Source organism: Ruegeria sp. CG4 (assembly GCF_056537185.1).
In genome coordinates this window covers 217,764-231,284 of the sequence record NZ_JBQFRB010000003.1, presented here as the reverse complement: position 1 = coordinate 231,284, position 13,521 = coordinate 217,764, and the positions used below count along the sequence as shown (strand labels likewise).

Here is a 13,521-nt window from a genome sequence, read left to right as displayed (position 1 = left end):
TTGCCCGGTTGCCGCAACTGCTGTAGGGGCAGCCCATGTTTGACGAAGCTGACGATATCCACCCGCTTTTTGCTGGTGCGCCCTCGACCACCGAGTTCAAAAAGCTGCGCAAGCGCATCGTGCGCCAGACCCGTGAGGCCATTGAGCACTACGGGATGGTGGACCCGTCCGCCCATGACAAGGATGGCAAACCGCCCCGCTGGCTGATTTGCCTGTCAGGCGGCAAGGACAGCTATACCCTTCTTGCGGTTCTCCACGAGTTGAAATGGCGCGGACTGCTGCCGGTCGACCTTCTGGCCTGCAATCTGGATCAGGGTCAGCCGGGTTTTCCCGCCACTGTTCTACCCGAGTTTCTGGAACGCATGGGAGTTCCTCACCGCATCGAATACCAGGACACCTACTCCGTCGTGATGGACAAGGTTCCGCAGGGCCGCACCTATTGTGCGCTGTGTTCACGCCTGCGCCGCGGAAACCTATATCGCATCGCCCGCGAAGAGGGCTGCTCTGCCGTGGTACTGGGTCATCACCGTGACGACATCCTCGAAACCTTCTTCATGAACCTCTTCCACGGCGGGCGTCTGGCCACCATGCCGCCTAAGCTGGTCAACGAAGAGGGCGACCTGTTCGTTTTCCGCCCCCTCGCCCATGTGGCCGAGGCCGATTGCGCGAAATTCGCAACCGCCATGAACTATCCCATCATCCCCTGTGACCTCTGCGGCAGTCAGGACGGCTTGCAGCGCCAACAGGTGAAACAGATTCTCGATCAGTGGGAAAAGAACAGCCCCGGCCGGCGTCAGGTGATGTTCCGAGCCCTGACAAACGCGCGACCCTCGCATCTGCTGGACCCGAAATTGTTCGATTTCGCGAATCTTTCGCTTGATCCGGGTCAAAAAAACGAAAAATCGGACGAAATTCCGCGCCTGCGTTAACGACTGACTCAGTTTGGTTTCCTACGGTTGGGCTTGCGCGCTGAGTCCAAGCTGAAGGCCGTTAGAACCAATGCGGAACCGATTGATCTTTAAACGAGTCCTCAACAGGATTGTCGCGGGCCTGAGCGGCCCTTCCGCACTGGCCTTCATACCGGCACTCAGCCTTGCAGCCTTCTGGATCGGCGGAGAGCAAGTGCTGTTGATCGTCGCATTGGGCTTGCCCCTGATCCTTGCCGGAGCAAGCGCCGCAAATATCTGGCCTGCGATCGGGAATTCACTTCGCGACAACTCTGGCGGGATGATGCCGGAACAGGTGTTTCGTACCAGGTTGGGGCTCCTTCTGGATGGGGCGAGGAAAAATATGGAAAGCTCGGCCTGTTTCGTGATTTCACTGGATGACTATGGGTCGCTGCTAGACCTGCACGGGCAGGCGGCGGCGGCTCATATCGCCGAACTGGCCTGCAGCCGGACCTTGTCCACGATCCGGAACAAGGACATCGTGACCCGAGACGGCAGAGACAAAATCGCTTTGGGTCTTGGGACCTCTCCGCATCTTGACCTGGAATCCTGCATTCAGATGTCCGGCCGCATCCAAACTGCAATCGAAGAACCGATCATGCTGAATGGTGCCGGGCTTTACGTCTCGTGCTCGATCGGGTTTTGCCTGATGCCTCATGACTTCGACGGCGACGCAACCGACGGGATCGAGGCGGCGAACGCCGCACTTGCCGAAGCACAAAGAAACGGCCCTTCGACCATTCGGGCCTATTCCGCCGAAACGCGCCGCCGGTCCCGGATCCGCACAAACCTGCGCAAGGATTTCGAGGCAGCGTTGGACAATGGTGAAATTCGCCCCTGGTTTCAGCCTCAAATCTCGACGGACACAGGGCGCGTCACCGGTTTTGAGGCACTGGCCCGGTGGGAGCATCCGCAAAAAGGTGTGTTGGGCCCGCAGGTGTTTCTACCCTTTGCCCAGCAGGCGGAACTGATGGAACGGCTAGGCCATGCGATGCGCCACCATGCGTTCACTGCCATGCAGGCCTGGGACCGGGCTGGCGTTGTGATTCCACGGATCGGTATCAATTTCTCGTCCGATGAACTCCGCGACCCGGGGCTCATGGATCGCCTGAAATGGGAACTGGACCAGTTTGACCTGACACCGGACAGGCTTGCGGTCGAAATCCTCGAAACGGTATTTGCCAAACGCCCCGATGACGTCATCACCCGCAATGTGACCGGAATGGCCGCGCTGGGGTGCTGTATCGATCTGGATGATTTCGGCACCGGTCATGCCTCGATCGCGTCCATCAAGCGCTTTGATGTTTCGCGGATCAAGATCGACCGGTCCTTTGTGACAAAATCCGATCGGGATCCCGGTCAGCAACAATTGGCCAGTGCCATCGTGACGATGGCGGAACGGCTGAACCTGGAGACCCTGGCCGAAGGGGTGGAAACCCCGGGTGAGCATGCCCTGATGGCGCAGCTTGGCTGCAATCATGTGCAGGGGTTCGGAATTGGCAAACCGATGCCATTCGAGCAGACGCTCGACTGGATCGCTTCGCACCGCGCAAAAGTGAACAAGGTTCCCGGGATAGGACGGCAAACCGGATGAAATCCGGGATTTTGCAAGGCGCAATCCCTTCCGGTGGCAAATTGACGGGCGATTCCACTTGACCTTTGGGGCTGCACTCTGTTGAACACCTCCGGTGTGTTTCCCAGCTCAAGGTGGCTGTCCCAGATGGACGATCAGAACAAGAATCTCATCCTCGCAACCGCGCTCAGCTTTCTGGTGATCCTCATCTGGTTCGTCCTTTTCCCACCCCCGGAACAGGCGCCGACACCGGATCAGGTGGAAGTCAGCGCCTCCGAGGGCAGTGAGCTTCAGACTCCGAGCGCAGCGGGTGACACAGCCGTCGGCGATGCATCTGCTGTCACCGAAGAAGCACAAGCCGATACCGAGGCCCCGCGCATTCAGATCGACACGCCCCGCCTGTCTGGCAGCATGTCCCTGGCCGGCGGGCGCATCGATGAGCTGTTTCTGAAAGACTACAAGGTCTCGATCGAAGCAGGCGCCCCGATCGTTGAGTTGCTTTCGCCCGTCGGGTCCGATTCTGCCTATTACGCCTTGTATGGCTGGGCGCCCGGGGCGGGCGTTGCCGGTGCGGATGTCCCTGGGCCGAACACGCTTTGGTCGGCTGAGCAAGGCGACACGCTTACCGTCGACAGCCCGGTCACGCTGGTCTGGGACAACGGTAAGGGCCTGATCTTCCGCCGCACCGTGTCGGTTGATGAAGACTACATGTTCTCGGTCACGCAATCGGTCGAGAATACCACGCAGTCTGAAGTGGGCATGGCCCCCTATGGCATTCTGGCGCGCCACGGGATGGGTGAGGATGGCGACCTGCCGGGCCTGAAGAACTTCTTTATCCTGCACGAAGGCGTCATGGTCATGGCGGACGGCGTTCTGGACGAGATCGATTATGGCGATGTCCGCGATTTTGACATTGATCCGAATGAACGCGCGCAAGCCGAAGTCTTTCAGATCAAGGAAGGTGGCTGGGTCGGCTTTACCGATCACTACTGGATGACCACGCTGATCCCGGCTGAAGGTTCGGCCTTCAAGGCGGCGGCAAAATACGACGCGCGCCGCAAGATTTATCAAACCGAAACCGTACTGCCGACCCTGTCCGTTGCGCCCGGCGCGACCGAGGAAGTCACCACCCACCTGTTTGCAGGCGCCAAGGAATGGGAAACCATCCGCGAATATCAGGCGGAAGGTGTGCAGAAGTTCGTGGACAGCATCGATTGGGGCTGGTTCTACTTCCTGACCAAGCCGATCTTCTGGCTGCTGCACAATATCAATGTGCTGATCGGCAATATGGGCTGGTCGATCATCGGCCTGACCCTGATCATCAAAGCGATCCTGTTCCCGCTGGCGTTCAAGTCCTACGTCTCGATGGCCAAGATGAAGGAACTTCAGCCGCAGATGGAGGCCCTGAAAGAGGCTGCCGGCGACGATCGTCAGAAGATGCAGCAGGGCATGATGGAGCTGTACAAAAAGGAAAAGGTGAACCCGGCCGCTGGCTGTTTGCCGATCCTGATGCAGATCCCGATCTTCTTCTCGCTGTATAAAGTGATCTTTGTCACCATTGAACTGCGTCAGGCCCCCTGGTTTGGCCCATTCCAGGACCTCAGCGCGCCGGACCCGACCTCGATCTTCAACTTCTTTGGCTGGCTGCCCTGGGCCGGACCGCAGCCTGATACGCTGATGGCGCTGATCTTCATCGGTATCTTGCCATTGCTGCTGGGTATCTCGATGTGGCTGCAGCAGAAACTGAACCCGGCACCAACGGATGCGACACAGGCGATGATCTTTGCCTGGATGCCGTGGGTCTTCATGTTCATGCTGGGCGGGTTTGCCAGCGGCCTGGTGGTTTACTGGATTGCGAACAACACGATCACGTTCACGCAGCAGTACCTGATCATGCGCAGCCAGGGCTACACGCCGGACGTGTTCGGCAACATCAAGTCCGGGTTCAAGCGGACCCCGAAGACGGATGACAAATGAGCGGGTCTGTCACCAGCCTCTGGCGGCATCCAATCAAAAGTCACGGGCGGGAAAGCCTGAGTGATGTAACCGTGACCCCCGGGCAGACAATGCCCGGGGATCGCGTTTGGGCCGTCGCACACGAGGCGTCAAAAGCCGATGGTTCGGAATGGGCGCCCTGTGCCAATTTCAGCCGCTGCTCCAAAGCCCCGCAACTGGCGGCCATATCGGCCCGGATGAACGGCGGCACCGTGACGCTCAACCACCCGCGGCGCCCCGAGATCAGCTTCGATCCCGACACGCAGCAGGATGATTTTCTGGACTGGGTCAAACCGCTGATGCCCGTCGACAGGGCTGCGTCGGCACGGATTATCCGGGTTCCGGGACGGGGAATGACCGACAGTGACTTCCCCTCGATCAGCCTGTGCAATATGGCCTCGCACCGGGCGGTCGAGCAGAAGCTGGGGCAGGATCTATCCCTTGTCCGCTGGCGCGGCAACATCTGGTTCGACGGGCTGCCCCTGTGGGAAGAGTTTGACTGGCTGAACCGCGACATTCGCATCGGTCAGGCCGTTCTGCGCGTTCGGGAACGTATCACGCGCTGTCTGGCCACGACCGCCAACCCGGAAACCGGCACGCGGGATGCAGACACGCTGGGCGCCCTGAACGCTTGGGATCATCAGGATTTTGGCGTCTACGCCGAAGTTATCCAGGGCGGAGATATCCGTGTCGGCGACAAGGTAGAACCGGTATGAGCACGCTTCCTTTTCCAATGGCGGACGCGCCGGATGCGTTTGCGCAGGAAACCGGGCGCAAGCTGTTTGCTGGCCCGTCCGAATTCGTCAAAGGCGTGGTTGCCATGGACGGCCTGCCCGCCCCCGACCGGCTTGAGGTGTGTTTTGCGGGCCGCTCGAACGTGGGGAAATCCAGCCTGATCAACGCGCTGACCGGGACCAAGGGATTGGCGCGCGCATCGAACACGCCCGGCCGCACGCAGGAGATCAACTTTTTCACGCAAGGGCCCGACCTCTATCTGGTTGACCTGCCCGGTTACGGTTATGCCAACGCGCCGGTCAAAGTAGTCGAGAAATGGCAGCGACTGCTGAAACAGTACCTCAGCGGACGTCAAACCCTGCGCCGCGCTTTTGTATTGATCGACTCGCGCCATGGAGTAAAACCTGTGGACGACGAGATCATGAAGCTGCTGGATACCAGCGCCGTGACCTTTCAATGCGTCATGACCAAGGCCGACAAGGTCAAGGCCAAGGAGCGTGAGAAGGTGCTGGATCAGGTCCGCACCGCCCTGTCTAAACACCCTGCCGCCTACCCCGAGATTGTGCTGACCTCCTCCGAGAAAGGGGACGGAATACCGACCCTGCGCTCGATCATTGCACATCTTGAGTAGCCTCGCCCTTGGCAGCACCGTCCAAAGGCCCTAACACGGTTCGCCAGAAGGACCTAAGCCATGAAGACACGAGACATGAACCGGGACTGGATTGCCACCGCCGCCACTCTGAATAGCGCACTGCCCTACCTGCAGCGGTATGACGGCGCGATCGTCGTGATCAAACTGGGCGGTCACGCCATGGGCAGCGACGAGGCGATGGAAAGCTTTGCCCGCGATGTCGTGCTAATGCGGCAGGTCGGGGTAAACCCGGTCATCGTGCATGGTGGCGGACCCATGATCAACGCGATGCTTGATCAGTTGGACATCCAGTCGGATTTCGTGAATGGCAAGCGGGTCACCGATAAGGCCACGGTCGAAGTCGTCGAGATGGTGCTGTCTGGCCTTGTCAACAAACGGATCGTGCAGGCCATCAACCGTCAGGGCGGAACGGCGGTCGGGCTGTCCGGCAAGGACGCCAATCTGATGGTTTGCGAGCAGACGGATTCCTCGTTGGGCTTCGTCGGCACACCATCCGAGATGAATCCCAAACTGCTGCATGATCTTTTCTCGCATGATGTAATCCCCGTGATTGCGCCGCTCGGAGCAGGCAAAGACGGTGAAACCTTCAACGTGAACGGCGATACCGCTGCCGGAGCCATCGCGTCGGCCCTGAAGGCGGATCGACTGTTGCTGCTGACCGATGTATCCGGCGTCAAGAATGCAGCCGGAGAGGTGGTAACCGAACTCAAAGCCGGACAGATCCGCGAGATGACCCGCGAAGGCACGATTGCCGGCGGCATGATCCCAAAAACGGAAACCGCTCTGGACGCGCTGCACAGTGGCGTTCGGGCGGTTGTCATCCTGGATGGCCGTGCCCCAAATGCCGTATTGCTGGAATTGTTCACCGAACACGGTGCGGGCTCTCTGATCCGGCCGGACTGACGCCTATGTGAATTTCCCGGTCTTGTCTCGGGCTTTAATATGCCTGAATGTGAATATATGGAGCACGAATCCATTATTCGGCTGGGAATTTTCCTTGGGCTTTTTGCGGTTTTCGCAATTGCCGAAACATTTGCACCCAGACGTTCGCTAGATTGCTCGAAACGACGGCGCTGGCAAACCAATCTTGCCATAACGCTTCTCAACACCCTGACACTGAGGGTTATGGCAATCTGGGTCCCGTTGCTGGCCGTTGGGGCGGCGGTGGACGCCAGTCATCACGGGATTGGGCTTTTCAACAGGACCGCCTGGCCCGGATGGCTGGAAATTCTTCTGAGCGTGCTGATTCTGGACTATGCAATCTGGCTGCAGCATCTGGTGACGCACAAGGTGCCGATCCTCTGGCGGCTGCACAGGGTGCATCACGCGGACAGGGACATGGATGTAACAACCGCCGTGCGATTTCATCCCATCGAAATCGCACTGTCCATGATACTGAAAATAGCGCTGGTTTATGCATTGGGTCCCAGTGCACTTGCCGTTGTTCTGTTCGAGGTTCTGTTGAACGGAACCGCGCTGTTCAATCACTCCAACATCAAACTCCCCCTTGCCGTGGACGCGGTGTTGCGTAGGGTTCTTGTGACGCCTGACATGCACCGGGTTCACCATTCGGTGCACAGGGAAGAACATGACAGCAATTACGGCTTTGCGCTGTCGGTCTGGGATCGATTGATGGGCACCTATGTGGCGCAGCCAGGTGACGGGCATGACAGGATGAAGGTGGGACTGCAATGGCGGGACGAACAACCAACCCGGCTGGGATGGAGCTTGACACTGCCGTTTCGGCGCAAGTGACATACTCCGACGTGAGAGCAGCCGCTGATCGGTCGGGCCTGGTCGTGATGGGTGCGCAGCACCCCCGGCATAGCGGCGCCAAGCAGCTGGATGGCGGCACCCTGATCCTGCTGGGCGCGGCGCAGACATTCTGGCCGGTTTTGAAGGCGTCGCCCGAATGGGCGGATGGGCAGGCGGACCCGGTCGACAGATGGTCCTTGCGGGTTGTCGGCGCGATGGCTGGCGCGCTGGGTGCCACGCCGTACTATCCGTTCAGCGGGCCGCCCTACACACCGTTCATCGACTGGGCCTTGAAGTCCGGGCGCACGTTTCAAAGTCCGGTTGGCGCATTGGTGCATGACGCCGTCGGCATGATGATCTCGTTCCGCGGTGCGCTGCATTTTGCCGATGAGTTCCCGATACCTGCCGCCGAAGGGCCAAGCCCCTGCGCCACCTGCCATGCCCCCTGCACGTCGGCTTGCCCGGTTGGCGCTTTGTCCACCCACAGCTTCTACGACGTCAACACCTGCCATGCACACCTGACTACGCCAGAAGGCCAGACCTGCATGGCTGGCGGTTGTCTCGCGCGACTTGCCTGCCCGCTAAGTGCGGGTGCCGGGCGGCTGGCAGAACAATCTGCGCATCATATGAAGGCCTTTCACCCATCATGACCCGCACCCTGATCCTGACCCGTCACGCCAAGTCCAGTTGGGACAATCCGCTGAGCAACGACCATGATCGCCCGCTGAACAAGCGCGGGCGCAAATCAGCCCCGGTCGTCGGGAAATGGCTGTCACGAAACGCCTGGCTTCCGGATGAAGTTCTGAGTTCTTCGGCCACTCGGACCCGCGAAACCTGGGACAGGATGGGGCTGACTGCTGCCAGGACCACCTTCACCCGCGACCTGTATCTGACCGATCCCGCTGAAATGATGAAGGTATTGCAACAGGCGACCGGACGCACCGTACTGTTGCTGGGTCATAATCCCGGTATTGCCGCCTTTGCGGATCAGATTGTTAAATACCCACCGGACCATGTGCGGTTCTACGACTATCCCACCTGCGCGACGACGGTTATTCGATTTGACATCAACACCTGGAGAGGCTTGCAGCGGCACAGCGGCAAGGTCCTGGGCTTCGCAATCCCGCGCGAACTGTTGAACTGAAAAAGGCGGGGCCAGACCCCGCCTTTTTCCGGAATTATTTGCAGGTTCAGTGCCCCAGAATCTGGCTGAGGAACAGCTTGGTCCGCTCGCTTTTGGGGTTGTTGAAGAACTCTTCCGGTTCGTTCTGTTCCACGATCTGGCCGGCATCCATAAAGATCACGCGGTTGGCGACCTGACGGGCAAAGCCCATCTCGTGGGTCACACACAGCATGGTCATGCCTTCTTCGGCCAGCTCGATCATGGTGTCGAGCACCTCTTTGATCATCTCGGGGTCCAGCGCCGATGTCGGTTCATCGAACAACATGATCCGAGGCATCATGCACAGCGAGCGGGCAATCGCCACACGCTGCTGCTGACCACCGGACAGCTGGCCGGGATACTTGTCGGCCTGTTCCGGAATCTTGACCTTTTCCAGGAAATGCATCGCGCGCTCTTCGGCCTCTTTCTTGGGCGTCTTGCGCACCCAGATCGGGGCCAGCGTGCAGTTTTCCAGAATGGTCAGGTGCGGGAACAGGTTGAAGTGCTGGAACACCATGCCAACCTCGGACCGGATCTTGTCGATGTTCTTGAGGTCATTCGACAGAACGGTTCCATCCACAACGATCTTGCCCTGCTGGTGTTCCTCCAGCGCGTTCAGGCAGCGGATCAGGGTGGATTTGCCCGACCCCGAAGGCCCCGCGATCACGATCCGCTCGCCCTGATTGACGGTCAGATTGATGTCGCGCAGCACGTGGAAGGCCCCGTACCATTTGTTCATGTTGGTGATTTCGATGGCGACCTCGTCGCTCACCTGCATTTTCGAGCGATCGATTTCACGGTCAATTGCAAGTTCAGACATGTGTTGAACTCCTTAACGATGGCCAGTCTGAAGCTTGCGCTCCAGATACATGGAATAACGGGACATGGAGAAGCAGACGACGAAGAACAGAACGCCGATAAAGGCAAACAGTTCCCAGTAGACGCCGTTCCAGGCGGTATCGGCGCGGATGCCGTTGGTCAGACCGATCACGTCGAACAGACCGATGATCGAAACCAGTGTCGTATCCTTGAAGATACCGATGAACGTGCTCACAATGCCCGGGATCGAGATTTTCAGTGCCTGCGGCATAATGATCAGCCGCTGCGCCTGCCAGTAGTTCAGTCCAAGACTGTCAGCCCCTTCGTACTGACCCCGCGGAAGCGCCGCCAGACCACCCCGGATCACCTCGGCCATATAAGCGGCCGAGAACAGGGTCATCATGATCATCACCCTCAGGATGATGTCAAAGTTGGTCCCCGGCGGCAGGAACAGGTTCAGCAGCAGCGAGGCCACGAACAGCAGGGTGATCAGCGGCACGCCCCGAATAAACTCGATAAAGCCCACGCAGAGATATTTGACGATCATCAGATCAGACTGACGACCGAGCGCCAGCACGATGCCGATGGGAAGCGAGACGCCAATGGCCACAACACCCAGCAGGATCGCCAGCATGAAACCACCAAAGTCGCGGCTTTCGACAGTCGCTATACCAATTGGAATGACAGAGTCGACCGCGTCAGCAACTGCGCCAGCAGCAAACAACCACCACAGAATGGGCAGCGCGACTGCAAGGATTAACGCCGTCAGGGACCCCGCCATTGGAAGCACAACCTTGTAGGCGAAATAACCGATTGCGAACCCGGCAGCGACCATCAGCGGTCCCCAGATCGACCCGCCCCACATCAGCCAAGGCAGCAGGAACGGATAAGCCGCCGTCACGATCAACAGCTTGCGCGGCACTTTGGTGAACAACACCGGCGCAATCGCAACCAACAACAGGATGAAGGTCAGGTTCGGCCGGAAATAGGCCGGCCAGCCACCCGATTCAGGCGGATTAGACCATGTCGCGTCCGGGTGCGCCGGATAAGGCGGATAAAAACCGTACAGCAACTGCAGCCACCGGTCCTTGATCACGCCCCAGCAGGCATGACCATGAGTATCGCCCCAGGTCGCCATCATGATCTCACGACATTCCGACAGGGAATTGGCGTTCCAAACAGATTCGAACGTCCATGACAGGATGTTGGAGAGCACATAGTAGATGAAGAACAGCGAGATGAGCGTCAGGATGGCGTTCAGCCAGCTTGAGAATAGGTTGTGCCTGATCCATCCCAGCACACCGACCTCGGATGCGGGTGGTGCCTGTTCCGGCAACATTTCCGTGCGGACAAATGAAACATCACTCATATTACCGCTCCACCAGTTTGACACGGTTGTTGTACCAGTTCATCACCGCCGAAATGCTCAGCGAGATGGTCAGGTAGACCAGCATCAGCAGCAGAACGCATTCCAGCTCGCGGCCGGTCTGGTTCATGGTGATACCGCCCAGCGTCCCCGTGATGTCCATATATCCGACCGCGATCGCCAGCGACGAGTTCTTGGTCAGGTTCAGATAGTTCGAGATCATCGGCGGGATGATCACCCGCAACGCCTGCGGCAGGATCACCAGACGCATGGTCCGGCCCGGGCGCAGACCCAGTGCGGATGCGGCCTCGGTCTGACCCTTCGAGATGGCCAGAATACCGGCGCGAACGATCTCGGCGATGAAAGCCGCAGTGTACAGCGACAGGGCCAGCCACAGGGCGATCAGCGAGTTCCGTAGGTGGGTGCCGCCGGTGAAGTTAAAGCCCTTCAGCTCGGGATAGCCCAGATGGAAGCCCAGCGCGCCCAGCAGGATGGCCGATGGCACAAACAGCAGGCCCAGTTGGATGTACCAGATGGTCGGACGGTCACCGGTCTTTTCCTGCGTGGCATTGGCCCAGGCCGACACTTTGCGCATGGCAAAGATGCTGCCGCCAAGCACGATCAGGAAAGCGATCAGATCCAGCGAGACGTCAAAACGCAGGCTTGATGTCCCAAACAGGTGGATGTCGCCCAGGCTGCGCGAGAACAGAAACTCGGGGATGTAGACCCCGCGGTTGGTCACAGCAACAGTGCCGAATAGATCCATCGTGGCTTCTGGATTTTCACCCCGGAATGCGCGCGGCGCAGGCAGGCTTTCAATCAGGATCGCCATAGCGAACACGATCCAAAGCAGGACCGGAACGTTGCGGAACATTTCGACATAAACCGTCATAATCCGCGCGATCAGCCAGTTGTTCGACAGACGCAGAACACCAACCATGACACCGATGATTGTTGCCGTGATACAGCCCAGAACTGCAACAACCAGCGTGTTCAGCAGCCCGATAAAGGCCGCGCGCAGATGGGTATCCTGCGAGTCATATTCCAGCAGGCGCTGGTTGATGTCATAGCTGGCTGGTTCGGCGAAAAAGTCGAACCCGACTGTTCTGCCCAGCGTTTCGAGGTTCTGAATGGTGTTGTTAATAATCCAGGCTGCCAGAAGCATGAAACCGATCATAGCAATGACCTGAATGGTCGCAGATCGGTACCGCGTATCGTAAAGGAGCATGGACAGCCGGAACTGCTCCTTCGGCGGGTCAGTGAGAGTCGTCATGACCTATGTTTATCCCCGTGCATCCCGGTCTTTTGTCGGCAGAGTTGATCTCTGCTCGGACGTTTCCGGGCGTGTTTCTTATTGATTGAAAAAGGGCGCAGGTTGCCCTGCGCCCTTTTCCGTGGATTTTAGCGGAAAGGCGGTGCGTACAGCAGGCCACCTTCGATCCACTGTGCGTTCAGACCGCGTGCCAGGCCAATCGGGGTTTCCTCACCGATGTTCTTGGCAAAGATTTCGCCGTAGTTGCCGCCGACCTTGATGGCGCGACGGGCCCATTCAGCGTCCAGACCCAGCATTTCACCCAGAGTGCCTTCGCTGCCCAGCAGACGGTTCACTTCCGGATTGTCGGTTCCAGCGGACATTTCATCGATATTGGCCGATGTCACGCCCATTTCCTCGGCTGCGATCAGCGCGTTCAGAGTCCAGCGGACAACATCGCCCCACTCGTGGTCGCCGTGACGCACCAGCGGACCCAGCGGCTCTTTCGAGATGATTTCCGGCAGGATCACGTGATCACCGGCATTCTCGAATGTGGCGCGGGTGGCAGCCAGACCTGATGCGTCGGTGGTGTAGACGTCACAGGCACCAGCCAGATACTGTTGCTGCGCTTCGGCGTTGGTTTCGATCGGAACCGGCTCGTAGCTCATGTTGTTGATGCGGAAGAAATCCGCCAGGTTGAGCTCGGTTGTGGTGCCGGTCTGAATGCAGACGGTCGCACCGTCCAGTTCCTTGGCCGAGCTTACGCCCAGTGCCTTGGGAACCATGAAACCCTGACCGTCATAGTAGTTGACGCCGACGAATTCGAATTTCAGGTCGACGTCACGGCTGAAGGTCCATGTGGTGTTCCGGGCCAGCATGTCGATCTCACCCGAAGCCAGCGCGGTAAAGCGTGTCTTGCCGGTGGTCGGAATGAACTCAACTGCAGTCGGATCGTTCAGAACGGCGGCTGCTACGGCGCGGCACACGGCCACGTCAAAGCCTTGCCATTCACCATTGGCGTCCGGGCTGGCGAAACCGGGTACACCGGTGGCCACGCCACAGTTCAGTTTGCCGCGTGCCTTGACGTCATCTGCGGTTCCTGCCGCGGCGGCGCCAGCAGCCAGGCCAGCAATCGTCGCCACGCCCAAGATTACGGATTTTTTCATTTTTACCTCTTCCTGATTGTCCGCCCCACTCGGGGGCGGTTCTGTCCGGCAGCATTTTGCCGGAAAGGTTACCCCAAAGGTGTCTCCCCTTTAGTGGCC

The 13,521-nt window shown here is 58.9% G+C and carries 13 protein-coding genes; 9 read left to right on the top strand and 4 right to left on the bottom strand.

Features of this window, described 5'->3' with window-relative positions; all coding sequences use genetic code 11:
- The first annotated feature begins 35 nt into the window (after nt 1-35).
- The 9 genes from ttcA (at nt 36) to ACR0J2_RS10585 (ending at nt 8,801) form a co-directional block, all read left to right on the top strand.
- Entirely contained in the window at nt 36-929 is an 894-nt protein-coding gene (gene ttcA, locus ACR0J2_RS10625) for a tRNA 2-thiocytidine(32) synthetase TtcA (protein WP_170613714.1), read from the top strand.
- Nucleotides 930-999: 70 nt separating this feature from the next.
- Nucleotides 1,000-2,541, top strand: coding sequence for an EAL domain-containing protein (locus tag ACR0J2_RS10620; protein ID WP_480812534.1), 1,542 nt, complete (start codon nt 1,000-1,002; stop codon nt 2,539-2,541).
- A gap of 126 nt (nt 2,542-2,667) precedes the next feature.
- Entirely contained in the window at nt 2,668-4,497 is a 1,830-nt protein-coding gene (gene yidC, locus ACR0J2_RS10615) for a membrane protein insertase YidC (RefSeq protein ID WP_480812533.1), read from the top strand.
- Nucleotides 4,494-5,231: an MOSC domain-containing protein gene (locus ACR0J2_RS10610; protein ID WP_170613719.1), complete on the top strand. Its 738-nt coding sequence runs from the start codon at nt 4,494-4,496 to the stop codon at nt 5,229-5,231. Before yidC ends, ACR0J2_RS10610 begins: the two co-directional genes overlap by 4 nt.
- Complete coding sequence (yihA, locus tag ACR0J2_RS10605) at nt 5,228-5,881, top strand: ribosome biogenesis GTP-binding protein YihA/YsxC (RefSeq protein WP_480812532.1); 654 nt, start codon at nt 5,228-5,230, stop codon at nt 5,879-5,881. The genes ACR0J2_RS10610 and yihA overlap by 4 nt, the downstream gene beginning before the upstream one ends.
- Before the next feature lie 60 nt (nt 5,882-5,941).
- Nucleotides 5,942-6,805: an acetylglutamate kinase gene (argB, locus tag ACR0J2_RS10600; RefSeq protein ID WP_170613723.1), complete on the top strand. Its 864-nt coding sequence runs from the start codon at nt 5,942-5,944 to the stop codon at nt 6,803-6,805.
- 57 nt (nt 6,806-6,862) lie between these two features.
- The gene (locus ACR0J2_RS10595) at nt 6,863-7,657 is read left to right on the top strand and encodes a sterol desaturase family protein (protein ID WP_480812531.1); all 795 of its coding nucleotides are present in this window, start codon (nt 6,863-6,865) and stop codon (nt 7,655-7,657) included.
- Nucleotides 7,624-8,307, top strand: a complete 684-nt coding sequence (locus ACR0J2_RS10590; RefSeq protein ID WP_480812530.1) for a ferredoxin — start codon at nt 7,624-7,626, stop codon at nt 8,305-8,307. Before ACR0J2_RS10595 ends, ACR0J2_RS10590 begins: the two co-directional genes overlap by 34 nt.
- Nucleotides 8,304-8,801, top strand: a complete 498-nt coding sequence (locus ACR0J2_RS10585) for a SixA phosphatase family protein (RefSeq protein WP_480812529.1) — start codon at nt 8,304-8,306, stop codon at nt 8,799-8,801. Before ACR0J2_RS10590 ends, ACR0J2_RS10585 begins: the two co-directional genes overlap by 4 nt.
- Before the next feature lie 46 nt (nt 8,802-8,847).
- Here ACR0J2_RS10585 and ACR0J2_RS10580 read toward each other — a convergent pair whose 3' ends face one another.
- The 4 genes from ACR0J2_RS10580 to ACR0J2_RS10565 form a co-directional block, all read right to left on the bottom strand.
- Nucleotides 8,848-9,639, bottom strand: a complete 792-nt coding sequence (locus tag ACR0J2_RS10580; RefSeq protein ID WP_170613728.1) for an amino acid ABC transporter ATP-binding protein — start codon at nt 9,637-9,639, stop codon at nt 8,848-8,850.
- 12 nt (nt 9,640-9,651) lie between these two features.
- Nucleotides 9,652-11,007, bottom strand: a complete 1,356-nt coding sequence (locus ACR0J2_RS10575) for an amino acid ABC transporter permease (protein WP_480812528.1) — start codon at nt 11,005-11,007, stop codon at nt 9,652-9,654.
- Between the two features lies 1 nt (nt 11,008).
- Nucleotides 11,009-12,277 (bottom strand): amino acid ABC transporter permease, encoded by a 1,269-nt coding sequence (locus ACR0J2_RS10570; RefSeq protein ID WP_170613732.1) that lies wholly within the window; start codon nt 12,275-12,277, stop codon nt 11,009-11,011.
- 128 nt (nt 12,278-12,405) lie between these two features.
- A complete protein-coding gene (locus ACR0J2_RS10565) occupies nt 12,406-13,422 on the bottom strand; it encodes an amino acid ABC transporter substrate-binding protein (RefSeq protein ID WP_170613734.1) in 1,017 nt (338 codons plus the stop codon).
- Between the last annotated feature and the right edge of the window lie 99 nt (nt 13,423-13,521).